Here is a 20,175-nt window from a genome sequence, read left to right on the forward strand (position 1 = left end):
GGTGTCGCCGAAACGGATTCTTCCGCATCGTGCGCTGTTACAGTGACAAAGAAATAGGGAAAAAATGTGGCAGAAATGTGGAAAAAAGTAAAGGAAAGGTAAATGTAACGGAATTAATGGTCTGGGGGCACTGTCTAAGCGGGCTATTTGAGGGTGAGAACCATCTCTCCGACCTTCAGCTTCGTCTTCATCTTCAACGGGATATGGCGGGTGTCGTCGGAAAACCAGAAGGTGGTTCCGCCGACCTTCGAGAGGACGCCATTCGCCTTGAGCGTTGAGACGACCACCACGGTGATGACCGTCCCCTGCCGCGTTGTCAGTTGTTGCCGCTTCGTCACGCGTGCCTCGGCGTTCCAGAGCCGTTTTCCATCGTAGATGTCGAAGAGGATACTTGTCCCGGGAGCAAGGGGGCGGGAGCGGAGGAAATAGAGGGAAGAAAGGTCGTCATGGGTGTCGGCTGTGATGGCTTCTTTCTTTCGGGTGTTCCTGGCCAGGTCCGCTGTTTCGGCCTGCAGCCCCTTGAAGTCGAAAACGACTTCATTCAGGGTGTGGTGTCTTCCCTCGTTGATCGAAGCGCGGTAGATATGCGGGCGGCCGTCCGCGGACATGACGGACTCGATCCGGTCGTCGATGCGGAAAATAGTGGAGACGAGGCCCGCGGAGCGGATCGTGTTCACGGCCTTGAACCCGCTTTCCTGCCGGGTGAGCTCTATGATGGCGCTCCCTGCGCTGATGCCGTTCCATGTCGCGTCGTAGACGAGCCGCTCAGGGGGCGGAAAGGCGTGCGCCGGGTGGATGAGCGCGGCAAGGAGCAGCACGGTTTTGAGGAGGAAATTTTTCATCCGAACAGCTTACCCTGCGAAGGGGAAATATTAACCCGTGCCGCCGATTATTTTATGCTGAAGGGAAGCGGCAGGGGGGTGGTGAAAGAGGGGGCTCAGGCGAGGTCTTCCCGGGCAACGGAAGCAGGGCGTCTCGAACGGATGCGGCGTATCACGACAGGGAGCAGGAACATCAGGGCGAGGATGACCAGCATGGTGGTCTCGGGGTCCTTGATGTAGCGGTTGAGGCTGAGGGTGGAGTAGGCGATGACGCCGAAGTAGAGCATGTCCCCGGCGATGGCGAAGGCCCAGCCTGCGATGAAGCCGTGCCCGGCGGCGAGCGCCGAGGCGCGCCCGGTCATGGGGTCGACGCCGAAGGCGATGAGGATGAGGCCGATGGGACCGGCCGCGGTCCCCTGGTACTGGGCGGCGTGGCGCGCGTTGGCGGCCTTCATGGCTGCGGCGAAGCGGCGCAGGAACGGGATGCGGCTGCAGATGAGAGCGAGTACGCGCAGGATCGGTTCGAAGACGACGGCGAGGATGATGTCGGAAACGAGGTAGATGAGCGCGGTGATCTGCCAGGCGAGGCCGCTCGACTTCGCGAGCAGGACGCCGGCCGGGATGCCGCCCCCCACCGGGATAAGGAAGGGCTTCAAAACGGAGAGTATCGCCGCCGTCGACGGCAGGAAAAGCAACTGGTCTTTCATCATGGGCATCACGTCGGTTGGTAGCTTCGGTCGAAAGGTGCACAGGGGGCACACTTCCGGGCATCGTATATGAGAGCGGCGCTCGCCGCAACAGCTTTCGGCGTCTCTTGTTGCAAACGGCGGGACCAGGTGCGCCGTCAATTCCCTGCGCATGGGGGGTGAGCAGTAGAGCAGCTTTCGAAGGGAGGGGGTGATCAGTCGGGGGCTGGCCTGCAGAAGAAGCGACGGCAGATCGCCGGGCGTGCTTCGTAGATGCCGCACCGGTTGCCGTCCAAGAATTCGCAGCCGTTTTCGATGATCAGCTTGTGGGGGCCATGCAGGGAAAAATGCAGACGGGTGGCGCCAAGCTCCTCGAGGCGCAGGTATTCTTCCCAGGTGAGATCGACGTTCGGGAAGGATCGGCAGCAAAGGGCCGCGCACTCCCTGCAGCAGGAAGGATCGTCCAGGGGGTGGTCCAGCAACAGGCCGTGGCGCTTATCCTTATGGTGTCTGGCAAAGAGCATGGTGCACCTGTCGGCCGGCGTTGCTAGCTCATCTCGCTGTACCTGGCGGCATAAACGTTAAGCTGCTGACGCCATGCGCAGGCATCCGGATTGAAGCCGCATTGCCGGCAAGGGTTGCCCCCGGTCCGGAACCAGAGACAGATGAAATTGCGTGCGTTGTTGACCGCTTCACAGCTACCGCCGACATAGTCCTGCATGGTTATTCTCATAGGCACCTCCAGTAGTGCATTTAATAGTAACCGCTCAGGGGCGGCATGCATTAGGAGTGTGCGAATTTCTGGTGCGTTCTGTACTAAAAAACTTTCGCAATGTATTCACTCCCATTTGAAGGCGGCCATGGATAGGGCGCCGTAGGTGTAACCATCGTGCAGCACGGTGCCGCTCCCTCCGGCCCCCATCGCGACCAGCAGGGGGAGGAAATGCTCCGGGGTGGGGTGGTTGCGCCGCGCGTGGGGGGCGAGCCGCTCGTAGTCGACCAGGTCGTTCGCCCGTCCTTCCACTACGGCCTCCTTCAGCCAGTCGGCGAATTCCTTCGCGTAGGGCAAAGGTCCGGCGTCGAGCGCGCGGCCGAAGAAGTCGCCGAGGTTGTGCGTGGCGGAGCCGCTGGCGAGGATCAGGATCCCCTCGTCCCGCAATGGACGCAGGGCCTCGCCCATTTCCAGGGGATGATGGGCTCCGAGCCGGGGCTGCACCGAGAGCTGCACCACCGGGATGTCGGCATCCGGGTAGATGAGCATGAGCGGCGCCCAGGCGCCGTGGTCCAGGCCGCGTTCCGGGTCAATTTCGCCGGGGATCCCCGCTTCCCGCAGCAGGGAAAGGACGCTCCCGGCTAGTGCGGGAGCGCCTGGAGCGGGATAGCGCAGCTGGTACAGTTTCTCCGGGAACCCCCCGAAATCGTGGATGGTCGGCGGATGGGGGTGACCGGTCAACCGCGGGGTGTCGGTGGTCCAGTGGGCCGAGACCGAGACGATGGCCTTGGGGCGTCCAAGCTCTCCTCCGAGACTTTTGAGGAAATCCCGCGTCGGGCAATCCTCCAGCACGATGGACGGAGAGCCGTGCGATACGAATACTGACGGAAATGTGTGTGACATGACCTGCTCCTTGCTAAACCCTCTAGCTGTAGAGTTTCACGCGCCCTTCAATCGATGCGAACGCCTTCTCTCCCGGTGCCGCCGCCGGTTTGCCGAAGGGCATCTGGGCGACGAGCTTCCAGCTTGCCGGGACATGCCACTGCTGCTTTACCGCGTCGTCGATCACCGGGTTGTAGTGCTGCAGCGAGGCACCCCATCCTTCGGCCTCGAGGGCCGTCCATACAGCGAACTGGAGCATCCCTGAGGACTGCTGCGACCAGACCGGGAAGTTCTCGCTGTACGCCGGAAAGCTCTCCTGCAGGCCTTGCACAACATCGGTGTCCTCGAAGTACAGGACGGTGCCGTAGCCGCTGCGGAAGGCGCCGTCGATCTTCTGCTGCGTACCGGCAAAGGTTTCCGGCGGCACGATCTTCTTCAGTTCGGTCTTGGTGATGTCCCAGAGCTTGTCGTGTTCCGCACCGAGCAGGATGAGCACCCGGCTGCTCTGCGAATTGAAAGAGGACGGCACGTGCTGCACCGCTTCCCCGACAAGCTCGCGGATCCGCTCGTCGCTTGTCACCTGTTCCTTCTCCAGCGCGTAAAAAGTCCTGCGGTTTTTGATGGCGTCCCTGTATGCGGTTTTCATGGCGTGTGCTCCTTTGCGTTATCGTCGGCGTCATTGTTTGACGTCATATGCTTTAATATTAAACTAAATCTGTGAGCATGAAATGTCAACCCTCTTTTTTACGCGGGAAAGTGAAGAGGTGAGGGTGGGCGGGAAAATAAAAAGCAGGGCGGCCCGATCGGACTGCCCTGCTCTTGTTTACGGAAACGACTGGAGCTTACTGACTAGACGTCCCAGTTGTCGATCTTCATGGTGCCGTTCTTGGCGAGGTTGACCTGCATCTTGAAGACGCGGTCGAGGAGCTGCGGCTCGTGGCCTGCCTTTCTTTCGATGCAGTCCTTCTTCGCTATGTCGAAGTACTCCTGCAGCAGCGGCTTGTAGTCCGGGTGCGCGCACTTGTCGATGATGAGCTGCGCGCGGCTTTTCGGGCTCAGGCCGCGCAGGTCGGCAAGACCCTGCTCGGTGACCAGCACGTCGAGGTCGTGCTCGGTGTGGTCGACGTGCGGCACGTGCGGAACGACGCAGGTGATGCCGGTCGGGTCGGTCTTGGTCGGACGGGCCGACGGGGTGTGCATGATGGAGAGGAAGGCGTTCCTCAGGAAGTCACCCGAGCCGCCGATGCCGTTGATCATCCTGGTGCCGCCGACCAGCGTGGAGTTGGCGTGCGCGTAGATGTCGAACTCGACCGGGGTGTTCATGGCGATGCACCCGAGACGACGGATCGGTTCAGGGTGGTTCGCGATGGAGAGCGGGCGCATCATCACCTTGTTGCTGTACTTGTCCCAGTTCTCGTAGAAGCGCTTGAAGCCGTCCACGGAGAAGGAGAGGGAGACGGTGGAGGCGAAGTCGAGTTTCCCGGAGTCGAAGAAGTCGAGCATGGTGTCCTGCAGCACCTCGGTCCAGACCTTCAGGCCGGTGAAGGGGCCGTTGGCGAGGCCGCCGATGACCGCGTTGGCGATGGAGCCGACGCCGGACTGCAGCGGGAGGAGGTTCTTAGGCAGGCGGCCCGCCTTAACCTCGGCGGAGAAGAAGTCGATGATGTTGTTCGCGATCGCCTCGGAGGTGTCGTCCTGCTCGCTGAAGGCGCGGCCGTTGTCCGGACGGTTCGACTCGACGATGGCGACGATCTTGTCGTTGTCGACGCGGACGTAGGGGGAACCGGCACGGTCGTCGACGCGGCAGATCAGGTAGGGGAGGCGGTTCGGCGGGTTGATCGGCTCGACGATGTCGTGGAGTCCCTCGAAGTTCGGGATCGAGGTGTTGACCTCGATGATGATCTTGTCGGCGATCTGCACGATTTCGGGTACCGCGCCGCAGGAGGCGGTCAGCACCAGCTCACCCCTCTCGGTGATGGCAGAGCACTCGATGATGGCGATGTCGAGGCGCCCACCGTTTTCCTTGGTGTAGAAGCCGTAGCCGAGGTCCTGTGCGAACATGGAGAGGTGTTTGTCGCCCATGCGGATGCGCCCGGAGTTGATGCCGGCCTGGATGTTCTTGCCGGTCTGGTAGGGCCAGCGGCGGTCGATCATGTCGAGGGAGGCCCAGCGGTCCTCGGTCTCGACGCCGACGGATGCGCCGATGAAGAGGTTGAACCTCAGTTTCCCCTGCAGGTTGTTCTTCTCGACGTGGTCGGCAAGGGCGATCGGGACCATCTTAGGATAGCCGGCCGGGGTGAACCCGGACCAGCCCACGTTCATGCCATGCTTGAACATGGGGATGACCTGGTCCACGGTGGTGATCCGCTCGTGAAGGCTCGACTTCCTGATCCTGTTGTGCAATTCGGACATTTAGCTGCATCCTCCTGATATGATTTTTGTTTCCACCGTGATCGGCGGAAAGATTGCCGGAAACGTGCAGTTTAATTTCGAACGTTCGTTCGAAAAACGAATACAACATATCAGTACGTCGTTTTATTTGCAATAGAATTGGTAATTCCCCGGCGATTTTGCTAATGTCTTGGCGGCCGACATCAACAGAGCCGGGGTGGAGCATGGAGAAAACCGGGATTCACAAGAAGCTTATGGAGGTGGGGACGCAGCTTTTCGCGGAGCGGGGTGTGAACGGCGTCAGCATAAGGGAGCTTTCCCTGGCGGCTGGGACCAGCATCTCGATGATCTCCTACCATTTCGGGAGCAAGGAAGGGCTTTACTCGGCGGTTTTGCAGGAGCAGTTCGCCTGCTTCGCCGAGATACACGAGATCCGGCGCCAGGTTTCCGATCCGGTGGAGATGATCGAGAGTTACCTGCGCTGGACCTTCCAGAGGCACCGCAACAACCCGCACCTGTTGCGCTTTTACACGAGCGAACTGACGAACCCCACGCCGTTTTTCGAGACGCTGGTGGGGCCGGTCATCGATGAGGTGATCGTGATCATGTCGGAGGCGATCGCGCAGGGGCAGCAGCAGGGGAAATTCCGGGGGAATGTGGACCCTGCCAATGCGGCGCTCGCGTTGGCGGGCATGGTTAACTACTTCTTTTTGAGCCTGCAGGCGACCAAGAAGCTGATCAGCCAGTCGCCGGAGCAGGACGAGAGCCTGGTGCGGCAGTACCTGGAGATCTTCATCCGCGGCATCGGCGTGTAGTCGCCGGATGCCTCGCATAAATAGGAAAAGGCCACGGAGATCCGTGGCCTTTCTTTTTGGGGGACAACCGCCGGGACGCGCCAGGATCGGGCTCAGCGCTTGTCGAGGATTTCCCTTGCGCGCTCCATCTGGTTCGGGAACAGGTCGTCGAGTACGGCCTCTTTGCCGGCGGCCTTGCGCACGGTGTAGCGCGCGCACCCCTCGAAGTTGTCGGTGCAGTACATCATCTTGAAGACGTTGCTGGTGGAAGGCATGTTGGCCATCTGGTCGTTGAAGAAGATACATCCGGTAAGCAGCTCGCAGTCAGGCATCCCTACTCCTCCTATCATGGTTTAGCGGCCGGTTTGGGGGCCATCGGAAGGAAAGCGTCGGCGAAGCGTAAAGTCACACGGGTTGTGCGGGAATATATACCGTTGTCGTCGGCACCGCAATATGTTTTTTTAATTGGCGCCTCTTCTTTAGCGTGTACGAACATTGGCGGCTCTGGATGAGCCGGACAATGTCTTCTCGTTGTGTCTTGGCATCGTAGACCGTTGTGTATTTTGTGGTATAACGCTACCTGGCTTTCTTGTCTTTAGCGGAGTTTTCTATTTCGACAGTCAGTAAGGGAGGTAAAGATGGCTTGGAGCAGACAACCGGTATTGTGGCTGTGCGCCGCTATGCTCTTTGTGGCCACGACGGCACACGCGGGAGATGGATTCTTGTTGATAGCAAGCACCATCGGTCCGATCGATGCGGGGATCGTGTCGGCCCTAGAGGACGCCTTTGAGAAGGAGACCGGGGTGCGTGTGCGTCATGTAGGCGCGGGAACGGGAGAGGCGCTCAAGATCGCGGAGGGAGGCAGCGTTGACATAGCCATGGTGCATGCGAAAGCGCTGGAGGAGAAATTCGTGGCGGCCGGCTTCGGAACGGAACGCGTCCCGGTCATGTACAACGATTTCGTAATAGTGGGGCCGGCGGCAGATCCGGCAGGAATAAAGGGGATGAAATCGGCGACCGGGGCCCTAAGACAGCTGGCGGCGAAGGGAGCCCCGTTCGTTTCGCGCGGCGACAGGTCGGGAACCCACGTGGCGGAGATGGAGCTGTGGAAGAAGGCGGACATGAAGCCGGAAGGGGCATGGTACAGGGTTTACGAGAAAGGAAACGAAGGAAATGCACCGACGCTGCGCTATGTCAACGGCAACGGCGCTTACACCATCATCGACCGCGCCACCTATCTATCCTTGAAGGATGAAATCTCACTCGCCGTCCTGGTGGAGGGGGACGAGGCGCTGCTTAACCGGATCTCCGTCATTCCTGTCAGCAAGACGAAATTCCCGAAGGTGAACAGCGAGGACGTTGCCCGGTTCGTGGCCTGGCTGACTGCACCGGATAAAGGGCAGAGCATCATCGAGTCGTTCGGCAGGGAGAAGTACGGCAGCCCCCTCTTCTTCCCGGATTCGCAGCAGTGGCACAAACTGCACCGGTAGCGCTGCTGCAGGCAGTCTGCCGAAGGTAAAAAAGGGCGGCCCAGATGAGGGGCGCCCTTTTTATGCGTGATCGGTATCGTCAGAGCCGGAAGCGCTGGACGTGATTCTGGAGCTCCGCCGCGTAGCCGGTCAGGTGGGACGCCTCGACCGCGGAACGGTTCGCACCCTGCGAAGTCTGGTGCACGATCTCGGTGATCCGGTGCATGTTGCCGGAGATCTCGCTCGTCGTCGCCGTCTGTTCTTCCACGGCGGTGGCGATCTGGCTCACCTGCATGGCGACGGCGTTCACCTGTTCCAGGATCTCCCTCAGTGCTTCCCCCGACCTGGCAGCCTCCTCGGTCCCGGCCGCCACCTGGGATACCCCTTGCTCCATGGCGGTCACCGCACCCTTTGTCTCCACCTGGATCGCCTTGATCATCTCCCCTATCTCGCGGGTCGCGCGGGTGGTCCGCTCCGCGAGCGCCCGCACCTCGTCGGCCACCACGGCGAAACCTCTTCCCTGCTCACCGGCGCGCGCGGCTTCGATGGCGGCGTTCAGCGCGAGCAGGTTGGTCTGGTCCGCGATGTCCTCGATGGTGCCGATGATGGCCCCGATCTGGTCGGAGCGTTCGCCAAGGCTTGCCACGGTCCGCGCCGATTCCTGAACCCTGTCCGCGATCTGTCCCATGACGGCGACGGTGCGTTCCACGACGACGGCCCCGTCGCTTGCCGACTGCGCCGCGCGCTGCGCCCCTTCTGCCGCGTTCTGGCAGTTCATGGCGATGTCGCCTGAGGTCGCTGACATCTCCTCGCCGGCGGTGGAAACGGTGCCGGACTGCATCGCCACCTCCTCGGCCTCTTCGGCGATCTGCCGGGAGATCGCGTGCATCTGGTTCGCGGCTTCGGACACCTGCTGCGAGGTGCTGCTCACCGCGCCGATCATGCCGCGCAGGTTCCCGGTCATGGTCTTCATGGTCCCCATGAGCTGGCCGGTCTCGTCGCGGTAGGAAACGTCGAGGTCGCGCGAGAGATCGCCGGTCGCTATGGTGTCGGCGACCGTGACGAGCCGTGCGAGGGGCACCGTGATGGAACGGGTGATGATGATGGAGAGGATGACCGCCATGGTGGCGGCGATGATGGCGATGACGGCGATGGAGAGCCTGATGCGGGCGGCACCGGTCTGCGCCTCGGCAACCGTGTCCGCCATCTGCTGGCCCATCAGCTTGGAGAATTCGGTCACCTGGGCTTCCGCCTGGTGCGTCGGTTTTTTATACTCGCCGATCGCGTTGTTGGCGTCCTGGGTGGTGGTGATCCGGCCTCCCTGCACCTCCTCGTAGACCTTGCGGAACCCGGCTGCGTACGCCTCGCTGTCCCGCTTGACGCCGGTGAGCATCTCCTTCTCGCGGGGGTGTTCTGCAAGTTTCACCATCTCGTCGTTGCGCGCCTGGAAACCGGCCATGGCGTCGTCCCATTTCTTCCGGTACTCCTCACGCTTGGCGGGATCGGCGAGGTTGATGAAGGCGTCCTTTTCGAAGCGGCGCAGGACGTTGATGTCGGCACGGCTTGCCTGGGCGAGTTCGAGGAGCTTCGCGTGGGTCCCCGCCGCGTCTTTGACGTGGTCGAGCATCTTCGCGGTGCCGGTATATCCGAGGACGCCGAGAAGGATGATGATCATGGTGGCTATGGAAAAACAGACGTTTAGACGGGTGCCGATTCTGAAACGGCAGAGAATCTCGAACATGGCGTTTCCTCCTGCTGCTTGGTTTGCCGCGGGGCTTCCCTTCCCGTATCGGTGTCGGCGGGGAATAACTTGAGGGGGATGGAACCTTCGATCCGGCGGACCGTTGCAAAAGATCGGCCTCAAGGTAGACTGGGTCTCTGTCTCTTCATAGTCAAATGGAGATATCTCGAAAGGACTATTCGAAGCAGGCAAGCATGCACTTATGACTGTCATGTTTTGGAGGAAAAGAGGGTGGACGAGGGGCCTACATCCAATTTGAAGGCTTTGGTGGCACTTCTGCTACCCTTGCTTGCCTGCGCAGTACAGTGGCTTTTTTGGGATTTCCTGCAGCCCTACGCCTACATCCTGTTCTATCCTGCCGTCTATGTCAGTGCCCGACTGGGAGGTAAGCGGATCGGCATCGCCGCGACCGTCGTCTCGGGCTTCCTGATCTCCTATTTTTTCATCCCCCCGCTTTATTCCTTCGCCGTCATCCCCGCAAGTCGGGCCGTCTCGGTCCTGGCCTTCCTGGTTGTCGGCATCCTGTTCGCCCACATGCAGGAGTACCTGCAACAGGCAAGGTGCGGCGAGGTCGACGCACGCGAACAGGCGCAAAGCTCGGAAGAGAAGCTTCGCGAAGCGCGCATCGAGGTCCTGGAGCTGGAGCGGCGCCTGGCCGAGGAGCGCCTGCATGAGAAAGAGGAACAGTTCCGGATCATGTTCATGGAGTCGAGCCTCGGCGAGGCGCAGATGGATCCGGTGGCCGGCAGGTTCCTGAAGGTCAACCCGGCGCTCTGCCGCATGACCGGTTACCGTGAGGCGGACCTCTTGCATTTGGGGCTACCCGAGGTGACCCGGCCCGAGGACCGGGAGCCCTGCAGGGCGTCTCTGAAAAGCCTCGCCGGCGAGCGCGGCGGCATACAGGCTGAATTCAGTCTCCTCCGCTCCGACGGATCGGCGGTCTATTGCCAGGTGAACATGAACCTGGCGCGGGACGCAGAGGGGCGCCCGGCATCGGTGTTGGCGGTGATCCAGGATGTGACCGAGCGGCGCAGGGCGGAAGATGCACTCCTTAAATCGGAGGAGAAGTTCGCCCTCGCCTTTTCCGGGAACCCGGCCGCCATAGCGCTTACCCGGCTCGAAGACGGGGTCTTCCTGGATGTGAACGAAACCTGGCAGATCATGACCGGGTACACCCGCGAAGAGGCCATCGGGAGGTCCGGGCGCCACATATGGCCCGATCCCGACTCGGCGCGTGGCTTCGTCGAGGGGCTGCGCACAACCGGGACGGTGCGGGGGTGGGAGCAGCCGTTCCGCAAGAAAGACGGCGAGATCTTCATTGCCCAGCTCTGGTCGCAGCTTTTGACCGTAGGTGGTGAGCAGGTCATCCTATCGACCCTGGTCGACATCACGCCGCTCAAGCGGGCGGAGGCGGCGCTTCGCGACAGCGAAACCAGGTTCAGGAGCATCTTCGATCATGCGCCGGTGGCGATCGGCATAGGCGCCGTGGAAGACGGACGCCTTTTGGAGGTCAACCCCGCCTGGCTTAGGCTTCTTGGCTACCGTCGTGAGGAGGTCCTCGATCGCACCGCGATGGAGCTAGGCATTTACCTCGATGAGGCGACCCGCGAGGTGGTCGTGCAGAAGGTGCAGCAGGGGGCGGGGGTAAGCCAGGAACTGCAGCTAAGGCGCAAGTCCGGGGAAGTGATCGACGTCCTTTTTTCCGCCAATATGGTGGCCATCGGCGGCAGCCCCTGTCTCTTGGTCATGCTGAACGACGTAACCATACAGAAGCAGGCGGAGCGCGCGCTGCAAAAGAGCAAGCAAGAGTACCAGCAGCTCTTCCAGAACATGTTGGAAGGGGTCGCCTCCTGCCGGATGGTCTGGGACGCCTCGGGTGCCGCCGAGGATTTCGTGTTCCTCAACGTAAACCGGGCTTTGCTGCATCTGAGCGGTCTTCCCGACCTCACGGGGAAACGAATCTCGCAGGTGATCCCGCAGGTCCGGGAGACGAACCCGGAACTGCTGCAGGCATGCGGCAGGGTTGCGGAACGCGGGGAGCCGGAGCACCTGGAGACCTACCTCGAACCGCTCGAGCAGTGGTACGCGGTATCACTTTACGGCGTGGAGCGGGGCTACTTCGTCGCCCTTTGCGACAACATCACCTCCAGAAAGCGGGAGGAGATCAGGAAAAACGCGACCCTGGAGCTTTTGCGCATCTGCAATGAGGCGCAGCGGGTGGATGAGCTGTTGTCACGCACGGCGCGCTTTTTCCGCGACCTTTCCTGCTGCGAGGCGATCGGCATCCGGCTGCGTAGCGGAGACGACTACCCGTACTGCGAGACCATCGGTCTTTCCGATGCCTTTGTCGACACGCAGAGGGGGCTTTGCGACCGCGGCGTTCGCGATCCCCAAGGGGGGGCATCGCTGCATTGCCTGTGCGGCGAGGTGATCTTCGGCCGCTGCCCGAAGGAGGCGGCATGCACGCAGCGGGGGAGTTACTGGACCGCGAACGGCACAACGGAAATAGAGGGGTACGGGAAGTGCCGGTGTCACAGCTATGGGTACCGCTCCCTAGCCCTGGTGCCGTTGCACTCCCACGGCGAGAGGATCGGGCTCTTCCAGTTCAGCGACCGGCGCCCGGGGCTCGTGTCGGCGGAGAAGGTCGCCCTCTACGAAGACCTCGTTGACTATATCGCGATCTCCTTCTCGAAACTGAAGGCGGATCAGGCGCTTCTCGAGGCGAGCCAGTACAACGAACAGATCATCGCCGGCGCACAGGAGGGGATCATCGTCTACGACCGGGAGCTGCGCTACCAGGTATGGAACCCTTACATGGAGCGCTTCACCGGGATCGAGGCCGAGGAGATCCTTGGGCGGCACCCGCAGGACGTCCTCCCCTTCCTGGAGGAGAACGGCGTGGTCGAAAAGCTGGCGCGTACCCTGGAGGGGGAGGAATCCGGGGCGGTGGATTTCCCCTTTTCCATAGAGAGTACCGGGGTCTCGGGATGGGCGGTCGACACGCGCGCACCTTTGCGCAACGCGCAGGGGGAGATCATCGGCGTCATCGCCACGGTGCGGGACATCACCGCCGAGCGGCGCCTTGAGGAGCAGTTAAGGCAGGCGCAGAAGATGGAGGCGGTCGGACAGCTTGCAGGCGGGGTCGCCCACGACTTCAACAACGTGCTGCAGGTGATCATGGGGTACTGCTCCCTGCTGGAGGTGGACCCGAAGCTGGGCGAAAAACAAAAGGGCGAGGTGGGGCAGATCATGGTCTCGGCGGAGCGGGCGGCGCAGCTCACCAAGGGACTCTTGGCCTTCAGCCGCAAACAGGTCATGGAACCGAAACGGGTGAACCTGTGCGATATCGTGCAGCACGTGCAGAAGTTCCTCGTGCGCATCATCGGGGAGGACATCACGCTTAGGGCCGTCCCCTGCCAGGAGAGCGTCCTCGCCATCATGGCCGACAGCGGCCATATCGAGCAGGTGCTGATAAACCTCGCCACCAACGCCCGCGACGCCATGTCAAAGGGGGGGACGCTTACCCTGAAAACTGAAAGCGTCGAGATCGAGGAGGGGGTGGAGAGCCCGTTCGGCCACAGCGAGCCGGGTCGCTACGCCTGCATCGTCATGGAGGACACCGGCTGCGGCATGGACGAGGAGACCCGCGGCAGGATCTTCGAGCCGTTCTTCACGACGAAGGAAGTCGGGCAGGGGACCGGGCTCGGCATGGCGATCGTCTACGGCATCGTGAAGCAGCATAACGGCTTCATCAACGTCTACAGTGAACCGGGACATGGCACCACCTTCAGGGTGTACCTGCCGCAGCTCTACACGGGCCTTCCGGCCGGCAGCGCGAGGGCGGAGCTCCCACCGCCGCGCGGCGGCAGCGAGACCCTGCTGCTCGCCGAGGACGACGCCGAGGTGCGCAAGCTCCTTGTCACCGTCCTCACCAAGTTCGGCTACCGGGTGATCGAGGCGGAGGACGGCCAGCAGGCGGTGGAGCTCTTCGCGGTAAACCGCGGCAGCATCGCACTTGTGGTGATGGACCTCATCATGCCCAGGAAGAACGGGATGGAGGCGGGGGAGGAGATCACCAGGCTCGAACCGGCGGCGAAGATCCTCTATTCGAGTGGCTACACCTCGGATTTCATGGAGAGACGCGGGGTGATCGAGCAGGGGATCCAGCTCATCATGAAGCCGGTGCAGCCGGTGGAGTTGCTGCGCAAGGTGCGCGAGCTGCTGGACCGCTGACCGGGCCACCCCCCTTCGCCAAGGCTACGGGGGGCAAGCTCCCACCTCGCCAAGGCTACGGGGGACAAGCTCCCCCTGCTACGCTTCGTGGACATTTCTTCTGCCCTCCCGGAAATTCCGAAGAACCTCCGCAAGGGGGAGGGGGGCGTTTCGGCTGGGTCCGGTTGACTTCGTCTTTAATTAGTTGTATGGTGCAACCAATGGACGCACTTACCGACTACAAACTGGACAAATCGCTGGGGCACCTGGCCTCCCGCTTTTCGAGGCTGGTGCTCAGGCGCTTCAACGCGGTGCTCGTGCAAAACGAGGTGCCCATCACCTCGGAACAGTACTCGCTCCTCGTGCAGCTTTGGGAGTGCAACGGACTGGCCCAGGGGATGCTGGCAGGAAAGACGGCGAAGGACAAGACCACCATGGCCCGGCTTGCTGCGGGGCTCGAGGAGCGAGGGCTCATCGTCCGACTGCCAAGTCCCAACGACGCGCGCGAGCGTCTGCTCTACCTGACCGACCGGGGGAAGGAGGTCATGGACCGCGCCACCCGCCTTGCCCGTGGCATACTCGAGGAAGCCCAGCAGGGGATCGGCGCCGGGGACCTCGAGGTCTGCCGCGACGTCCTGCGCCGCGCCTGCGGCAATCTCGACCGCTAGTTTTTTTCACCGAATAGTTGTATGAAGCAACTTTCGGCGCAGTGAGGTTTCGATGAACCAAGTTTCAAAGCCGGCACCACTCCACCCCTCTCAGATGAGCCGGCGCCAGATGGCCGTCTTCGTGCTCATCTTAGGCGCCCTGACCGCTTTTTCCGCCATGTCCATAGACATGTACCTTCCCGCCTTCCCGCAGATGGCGCGCGATCTCCACGTCCCGCTCAGCACGGTGCAGCTCTCCGTCTCCGCCTTTCTCTTCGGCTCGGCGCTGGGGCAGCTCTTCTACGGACCGCTCGCGGACCGCTGGGGAAGGCGTACGCCGCTTCTGCTCGGGCTGTCGCTGTACGTTGCCTCGACCATCGGCTGCGCGCTGATACACTCGGGAACCGCTCTTTTGCTCTGGCGCGTGATGATGGCGCTCGGGGGCGGGGCGGGGATGGTGATTTCCCGTGCGGTGGTGCGTGACCTTTACGACACGGCGGAGGCGGCGCGGATGTTTTCGCTGCTCATGCTGGTGATGGGGCTTGCGCCGATTTTGGCGCCGCTTGCCGGGGGACAGCTGCTCCTCTTCACCGGCTGGAGGGGGATCTTCGTCTTCTTGAGCATCTTCGGCCTTGCCTCCCTTGTGGCGGCGGCCGTGGCCCTTCCCGAGTCGCTCCCCCCGGAGCGGCGCGTAAAAAGAAGCACAGCCGACATGGTGGCCGTCTACGGCCACCTGCTGAAAAACCGCCGCTACCTGCGCTACGCGATCGGGCTTGGCTGCGTGGCCGGGGTCAACTTCTCCTACATCTCCGGCGCCCCCTTCGTCTTCATCGAGCTGCACGGCCTTTCCCCGCAGTTCTTCGGCGTCTTCTTCGGCGTCAACGCCTGCGGCCTGATCGGCGCCTCGCAGATGAACCGCCGCCTGCTGCGCCGCTACGCCCCGAGACGCATAGCACTCTTCGCCTTTCTGACCGCCGGGGTGTCCGGCACCCTCCTCATCGCTGCGGCCGCGACCGGCTTCGGCGGGTTCCCGCTGCAGATGCTGTTCATCTTCGTCTGCCTCTGCATGACCGGCCTTCTTTACCCGAACATAACGGCGCTCGCGCTGGCCCCCTTCGACAAGGCAGCCGGGAGCGCTTCGGCCCTCCTTGGAACCATCCAGTACCTCCTGGGCGCCTCCGGCGGGGCGCTCGTCGGGGCGATCCACGACGGGACCGCGGTCCCCATGACTGCTACGATGGCGCTTTGCGGCGTGCTGGGACTGGTCGCGGTGATGACCGCCGGTGGGGAGTCGGAGCGCCCGCACGCCTAGATCATGCCGCTGCCTTGCCGAGCCATCTCCCTGAATTGCGGTGGCAGCGGCAGTATTTCCCGTTGCGCAAAACCGATGCTCCGTCTCTCCCGCCAGACATTAATTGCCGCTTACTGGCAATGCATTCCGTATACGATTAATAATAAGTAAATAATGTTGTCTCAGGATAGGCGGGTGATACTCTTTGTTGGCTTACATCTAACAAGGAGGTGCTTCATGGAACAAGTGTATCGGTCGCTCAAGAGTATCGTTGTACTTGCGGTGTTGTGCTCCCTGCTGGCAGCCTGTGGCGGTGGCGGATCCTCCTCCTCTTCGACCACGGTGAACGGCGTCGCCTCGAAAGGGCCGATCAAGGACGGTGTTGTTGAGGTGTACGCCGTCAACGCCGACGGGACCCGCGGAAAGCTTCTCGGCACAGGTACGACCGGTTCCGACGGCACGTACAAGGTGCAGAACCTCTCCTACAAGGGAAACCTCATCGTGATCGTGACCGGCGGCACCTACTTCGACGAGGCGACAGGGATGGCAGGCGTCCCCAACACCGTGCTGAAGGCGGCGCTTTCCGGTGCAACCGGCTCAGTAAACGTGGCGATAACCCCGCTTACCGATGTCGCCTTCAAGCAGATGAGTTCCGCTGCGGGAGGCTTCACCAAGGCGAACATAGACCACAGTAACGCCGTGGTGAGCACCGCGTTCGGCGTGAACATCATCGGCACCCAACCGGTCGACGTCACCGACGCGACCAAGGTGGCCTCGGCTTCGAGCCAGACGGCCGTGGACTACGGCGTGGCTCTCGCCGCCATCTCCCAGATGGTTAAAAACGGCGACGCGAGCGACGTGAAAGACGCCATCGCCATGATCCAGGCGGACCTCTCCGCCGAAACCCCGAAGCTCTCGTCGACCGGCGGCGCCCTCACCCAGGCGATCGTCGCATTGACCAGCGGCCCCGACCCGATGCTCGCCCCGACCATCACCACCGAAACAACCTCCATGTACGACACCATCCAGCATTTCACCGACAGCGAGGTGAATCCCCCCGCGAACCCGGACGGCGTGGCGCAGGCGAAGGCCATGGTAAGCGACCTGCGCAACACGGTGCTCACCGTGGTCGACTACCACACAGGCGACGTGGGTAACACGCTGAAAACCCCGTTCGACACCACCGCCGCCGAGCTGCAGACCACGGTCGGCCCCGAGCTCTCAAGCGTAGGCGACCTTGTGGGCTGGGTGGTCACCTCGATCGGCAGCACCACGGGCATCACCCCGGGAACGACCTATAATTTCACAGATCCGGAGAAGCATCCCGGGCAGACGCTCACCATCGTTACCGGCAGCACCGGCACCACGGCGACGGTCAGCATCGTCACCGACGCGAGCGTGACCCTGCTCTCCGGCACCATCTCGGTCAACGACGTCAACCTGCCGACGAGCGGGAGCGTCAACTTTACTACCTTGAAGACGGCAAGCGGCGGCAACGCCACCATGACCGCCTCTTACAGCGCAGCCGTTTCCGACACGACCATGGCCATTACCTTCAGGGGGAAACTCACCTCGCCCTCGGCATCATTTGATTTCGATGACAGCGCGAGCAACAGAAAGCTGACCTTCACCCTCACCCAGAACCCGACCATGCCGGACAGCGTCATGCTCACCAAGGCCTACTTCAGCGGTGTTGCGACAAGCTCCACGGCCCGTGTCACCGGCAGCATCAATATCCCGACGCTCGTGTGGAACTCCAACATAAGCCCCAACGAGGGGAACGCCACCATACCGACCCAGGCCACCTTCAGCGGTAAGATCGAGGCGCTGAACCAGGGCGCCGTCACCATGACGCTGCAGGGAACCCTGACCGGGACCTTCTCCAACGCGGGCAGCTACAACCCGACCATCGCGGACGGCCCGGGCAATTTCCCGCAGTGGAGCGGCACCTTCAACGGCTCCCTGGTGGCCGGCAACGGCGTCAATATCTCGGCCATGCTGAAGGCAAGCATGTCGACTTACCAGGTGATCACCTTCGAGGTGAAGTACACGAGAACGTTGGCCAACGACACGACCATCTGGCTGGACTGCAACGGAACCTACAACGTCTTTACGGAGGTGACTTCGGGGACCATCACGAACCAGGCGGGCCTTCATGGCACCTTCGTTAACGACAAAAGCAAGCCGACCGACAGCAGGTTTAGCGGGACCATCGAGACAGGCGGCGGTGCCGAGGTCGCCACTTTCTCGAGCCCGGTCGGCGTCCCGAGGGTGACCTACGACGACAGCTACTTCGAAACGCTGATCTAGCCTTTCAAGCAGCACCTCCTGAAGGAAACCCCGATGAACCATGCATTGCAGGGAGGCCGCAAGGCCTCCCTTTTCCTGCCCCTTTTGAGAGCTGCCGCACTCCTTTGCATCTCCATCATCTTTGCGGCGTCGCCGGCCCGGGGCGCCGTGCCGATGAGCGGCTTCAATCCCGCCCTGCTTGCCGGGCATAAGGATGGAGCCTTTCTGGAAGCTTCGGCCTTCGCCGCGGACACGGTGCTACCGGTCATGAGCATCATCGATGACAGCTGGAGGGGGCGCTTCACACCGAAGGAGCACAACCTGGCCGACCTGTACTGGTATGCGGGAAGCGGGGTGGTGGCGCGCCAATGGCGGGTGGCGGCATTCAACCGCGGCGAGCTCTTCGTCGACAGCAACCGTGATTCCATCGAGTTCATCTACAGTGTGAAGAAGAAGCTCGACCTGACCACGGGGCGCCGCTACCAGGCGGACATCAGGATGAGGGGATGGACGGCAAGCGGCGTCGAGGTCTCGCGGGGTGCGAGCCTGGACGGACTGCTCCCGGGGCTCTGCGCCGGGCTCACCCTGCGCGTCATGACGCCGCACTACCTGCAGTACGGCTCCATGAACGGCGCGGTTACCGCGACCGGATCGAAAAGCTACGACTACGACTTGTACCTCGACTACGCCTACGGGCACAACATCCTCTACCGCGTGGACGACGAGACGCTCGGGTGGGGGTACGGTTACAGCGCGGACCTTGGGGCGAGCTACCGCAGGGGAGGGTGGCACGCCGAGCTGCTCGTGAGGGACCTCGCCGGCACTCTCATGTGGGATTCGGTCCCCTACACGAAGGCCTATGCGGTCAATCCGACATCGACGACCGCGCCGAACGGGTATCAGGACTTCACCCCGAGCATCAGCGGGTACGAGGGGAAAAAGAGCCTGCGGCAGACGATTCCGGTGAAGACCGACCTCTCGCTCGGTTACGACTACGGGAGTCTGAGCGCCGGGGGGACCTGCATCTTCGTGCAGGGGAGGCCGCGGACCTGGCTCTCGGCAGACTATCGCTTCACCGGGGTTGATCTCTCCCTCGCCTACAACATCGACTACGCAGCCTTAAGCCTCGCCGTAGCAAGCCACGGCTTCAAGGTGGGGGCTACCCTAAGCGACCCCAACCCGCGCGATGCGCGCGCCCTCGGCGCGGAGCTTTCCTACCTTTACTCCTGGTAGCTCCGCTCGTCTGGGCGGGGACGAAAAAAGGCGCCCTGCCGCAAGCGGGACGCCTTTTTTTGCGGCCGTTTTCCGGCGTCAGTGCGCGGAGACGCTCTGGCTTTTTGCAACCAGGTAGTAGACGATCCCCAGGATGAGGAGCGTTCCGGCGAGGAAAGCCTGGGTCTCCAGGGCGTCGTGGCGCAGGGTCGAGATCAGGATCTCCCGGATCAGGGCGACGATGATCACGCCGATGAAGATCAGGATGTTGAACTTGCCCCCCTTGAGCGTCTTTATCTCGTTGTCCATGAGCTCGATCATCATCCAGAGGATGAGCAGCGAGCCGAGCGCGGAGAGGATCCCCTTCTCGAAGTTCCCCTGGAAGATGTGGACCAGGTCCCAGAAGAAGAGGGTCACCACGGAGAGGGAGACGCCGGTGAGCGCTATGACGAGGATGAGGTTCAAGCCGTAGGTGAAGCGCTCCGCGGCATGGATCAGCTTGGACTCGAGCTTGTGCGAGACAAAGACCTTGCGCAGCTCCTCTTCCTGGTAGGAGGTGCTCATGATGTCCAGGTTGATGTCCAGGATCTTCTCGACCGCGACGCGGTACTTGCGCCGGACCGCGATGTCGGGGAAGCTCGCCTGCAGCATCTCGATGAGGAAGCGGCGCACCACGTTCATCGCGGCGTTGACGTAATGGGCGCTCACCTTGATGCGTACGTGGGCCTGGCCGATGGCCTGGAGGGTGAGCATGTACTCGTTGTCGTAGTGCCCCGAGAAAAGGGAGAGGAACCAATCGGAATGGGTTTTCTTGAGCCGGGCGAGGTCTTTAGGGTCGCGCAGGAAGACGGCGGTTTCCGGGATCTTCAGAAGGTAGGAGTAGAACTCCTCGACCATGGCCTGGCTGTTCTCCTGCGCGAGCGGGAAAAGCTCTTTGAGCTGTTCGGCGTCGGTTTCGGTGAAGTAATAGTGGTTCTTTATTTCCTGCATTGTAAGCATTTTATTCATCTCCCGTGACATCAGCTACA

17 protein-coding genes are annotated in these 20,175 nt (G+C 61.9%); 7 read left to right on the plus strand and 10 right to left on the minus strand.

Going from position 1 to position 20,175, the window contains the following annotated elements; translation table 11 throughout:
- Nucleotides 1–143: 143 nt before the first annotated feature.
- From E8L22_RS06345 to E8L22_RS06375, 7 genes are all read right to left on the minus strand, one after another.
- On the minus strand, nt 144–842 hold the full coding sequence (locus E8L22_RS06345) for a DUF3108 domain-containing protein (protein ID WP_136524346.1): 699 nt from the start codon (nt 840–842) through the stop codon (nt 144–146).
- A gap of 95 nt (nt 843–937) precedes the next feature.
- Entirely contained in the window at nt 938–1,531 is a 594-nt protein-coding gene (locus E8L22_RS06350; protein WP_246044563.1) for a hypothetical protein, read from the minus strand.
- A gap of 191 nt (nt 1,532–1,722) precedes the next feature.
- Nucleotides 1,723–2,031 (minus strand): YkgJ family cysteine cluster protein, encoded by a 309-nt coding sequence (locus tag E8L22_RS06355; protein ID WP_136524347.1) that lies wholly within the window; start codon nt 2,029–2,031, stop codon nt 1,723–1,725.
- 23 nt (nt 2,032–2,054) lie between these two features.
- Nucleotides 2,055–2,240, minus strand: a complete 186-nt coding sequence (locus E8L22_RS06360) for a hypothetical protein (RefSeq protein ID WP_136515109.1) — start codon at nt 2,238–2,240, stop codon at nt 2,055–2,057.
- Between the two features lie 105 nt (nt 2,241–2,345).
- Entirely contained in the window at nt 2,346–3,122 is a 777-nt protein-coding gene (locus E8L22_RS06365; protein ID WP_136524348.1) for a DODA-type extradiol aromatic ring-opening family dioxygenase, read from the minus strand.
- A 22-nt stretch (nt 3,123–3,144) separates the two neighbouring features.
- Complete coding sequence (locus tag E8L22_RS06370) at nt 3,145–3,747, minus strand: nitroreductase family protein (protein ID WP_136524349.1); 603 nt, start codon at nt 3,745–3,747, stop codon at nt 3,145–3,147.
- Between the two features lie 203 nt (nt 3,748–3,950).
- Complete coding sequence (locus E8L22_RS06375; RefSeq protein WP_136524350.1) at nt 3,951–5,513, minus strand: acetyl-CoA hydrolase/transferase C-terminal domain-containing protein; 1,563 nt, start codon at nt 5,511–5,513, stop codon at nt 3,951–3,953.
- A 203-nt stretch (nt 5,514–5,716) separates the two neighbouring features.
- Between E8L22_RS06375 and E8L22_RS06380 the strand changes: the two genes are divergently transcribed.
- Nucleotides 5,717–6,307 (plus strand): TetR/AcrR family transcriptional regulator, encoded by a 591-nt coding sequence (locus E8L22_RS06380; protein ID WP_136524351.1) that lies wholly within the window; start codon nt 5,717–5,719, stop codon nt 6,305–6,307.
- A 92-nt stretch (nt 6,308–6,399) separates the two neighbouring features.
- Here the strand turns inward: E8L22_RS06380 and E8L22_RS06385 are convergent, their stop codons facing one another.
- On the minus strand, nt 6,400–6,618 hold the full coding sequence (locus E8L22_RS06385) for a hypothetical protein (protein WP_136524352.1): 219 nt from the start codon (nt 6,616–6,618) through the stop codon (nt 6,400–6,402).
- 390 nt (nt 6,619–7,008) lie between these two features.
- Between E8L22_RS06385 and E8L22_RS06390 the strand changes: the two genes are divergently transcribed.
- The gene (locus E8L22_RS06390; RefSeq protein ID WP_246044564.1) at nt 7,009–7,776 is read left to right on the plus strand and encodes a substrate-binding domain-containing protein; all 768 of its coding nucleotides are present in this window, start codon (nt 7,009–7,011) and stop codon (nt 7,774–7,776) included.
- 79 nt (nt 7,777–7,855) lie between these two features.
- On the opposite strand, the gene E8L22_RS06395 is transcribed toward E8L22_RS06390, so the two are convergent.
- A complete protein-coding gene (locus tag E8L22_RS06395) occupies nt 7,856–9,496 on the minus strand; it encodes a methyl-accepting chemotaxis protein (protein WP_136524354.1) in 1,641 nt (546 codons plus the stop codon).
- Between the two features lie 267 nt (nt 9,497–9,763).
- On the opposite strand from E8L22_RS06395, the gene E8L22_RS06400 reads away from it, so the two are divergent.
- From E8L22_RS06400 to E8L22_RS06420, 5 genes are all read left to right on the plus strand, one after another.
- Complete coding sequence (locus tag E8L22_RS06400) at nt 9,764–13,729, plus strand: PAS domain S-box protein (protein ID WP_162604786.1); 3,966 nt, start codon at nt 9,764–9,766, stop codon at nt 13,727–13,729.
- Between the two features lie 200 nt (nt 13,730–13,929).
- Nucleotides 13,930–14,376, plus strand: coding sequence for a MarR family winged helix-turn-helix transcriptional regulator (locus E8L22_RS06405; RefSeq protein WP_162604787.1), 447 nt, complete (start codon nt 13,930–13,932; stop codon nt 14,374–14,376).
- A 52-nt stretch (nt 14,377–14,428) separates the two neighbouring features.
- Nucleotides 14,429–15,667, plus strand: coding sequence for a multidrug effflux MFS transporter (locus tag E8L22_RS06410; protein ID WP_136524357.1), 1,239 nt, complete (start codon nt 14,429–14,431; stop codon nt 15,665–15,667).
- Nucleotides 15,668–15,883: 216 nt separating this feature from the next.
- A complete protein-coding gene (locus E8L22_RS06415) occupies nt 15,884–17,956 on the plus strand; it encodes a hypothetical protein (protein ID WP_136524358.1) in 2,073 nt (690 codons plus the stop codon).
- Between the two features lie 33 nt (nt 17,957–17,989).
- Nucleotides 17,990–19,168, plus strand: coding sequence for a hypothetical protein (locus tag E8L22_RS06420; protein WP_136524359.1), 1,179 nt, complete (start codon nt 17,990–17,992; stop codon nt 19,166–19,168).
- A gap of 78 nt (nt 19,169–19,246) precedes the next feature.
- Here the strand turns inward: E8L22_RS06420 and E8L22_RS06425 are convergent, their stop codons facing one another.
- Nucleotides 19,247–20,146 (minus strand): protoglobin domain-containing protein, encoded by a 900-nt coding sequence (locus E8L22_RS06425; RefSeq protein ID WP_136524360.1) that lies wholly within the window; start codon nt 20,144–20,146, stop codon nt 19,247–19,249.
- Between the last annotated feature and the right edge of the window lie 29 nt (nt 20,147–20,175).

The organism is Geomonas ferrireducens (genome assembly GCF_004917065.1).
Lineage (GTDB): Bacteria > Desulfobacterota > Desulfuromonadia > Geobacterales > Geobacteraceae > Geomonas > Geomonas ferrireducens.

Coding starts and splice junctions, on each gene's coding strand:
- E8L22_RS06410 (WP_136524357.1), top strand. CDS start 14,429: ATGAACCAAGTTTCAAAGCCGGCACCACTCCACCCCTCTCAGATGAGC.
- E8L22_RS06405 (WP_162604787.1), top strand. CDS start 13,930: ATGGACGCACTTACCGACTACAAACTGGACAAATCGCTGGGGCACCTG.
- E8L22_RS06370 (WP_136524349.1), bottom strand. CDS start 3,747: ATGAAAACCGCATACAGGGACGCCATCAAAAACCGCAGGACTTTTTAC.
- E8L22_RS06350 (WP_246044563.1), bottom strand. CDS start 1,531: ATGATGAAAGACCAGTTGCTTTTCCTGCCGTCGACGGCGGCGATACTC.
- E8L22_RS06345 (WP_136524346.1), bottom strand. CDS start 842: ATGAAAAATTTCCTCCTCAAAACCGTGCTGCTCCTTGCCGCGCTCATC.
- E8L22_RS06415 (WP_136524358.1), top strand. CDS start 15,884: ATGGAACAAGTGTATCGGTCGCTCAAGAGTATCGTTGTACTTGCGGTG.
- E8L22_RS06365 (WP_136524348.1), bottom strand. CDS start 3,122: ATGTCACACACATTTCCGTCAGTATTCGTATCGCACGGCTCTCCGTCC.
- E8L22_RS06380 (WP_136524351.1), top strand. CDS start 5,717: ATGGAGAAAACCGGGATTCACAAGAAGCTTATGGAGGTGGGGACGCAG.
- E8L22_RS06395 (WP_136524354.1), bottom strand. CDS start 9,496: ATGTTCGAGATTCTCTGCCGTTTCAGAATCGGCACCCGTCTAAACGTC.
- E8L22_RS06375 (WP_136524350.1), bottom strand. CDS start 5,513: ATGTCCGAATTGCACAACAGGATCAGGAAGTCGAGCCTTCACGAGCGG.
- E8L22_RS06425 (WP_136524360.1), bottom strand. CDS start 20,146: ATGCTTACAATGCAGGAAATAAAGAACCACTATTACTTCACCGAAACC.
- E8L22_RS06360 (WP_136515109.1), bottom strand. CDS start 2,240: ATGAGAATAACCATGCAGGACTATGTCGGCGGTAGCTGTGAAGCGGTC.
- E8L22_RS06420 (WP_136524359.1), top strand. CDS start 17,990: ATGAACCATGCATTGCAGGGAGGCCGCAAGGCCTCCCTTTTCCTGCCC.
- E8L22_RS06385 (WP_136524352.1), bottom strand. CDS start 6,618: ATGCCTGACTGCGAGCTGCTTACCGGATGTATCTTCTTCAACGACCAG.
- E8L22_RS06355 (WP_136524347.1), bottom strand. CDS start 2,031: ATGCTCTTTGCCAGACACCATAAGGATAAGCGCCACGGCCTGTTGCTG.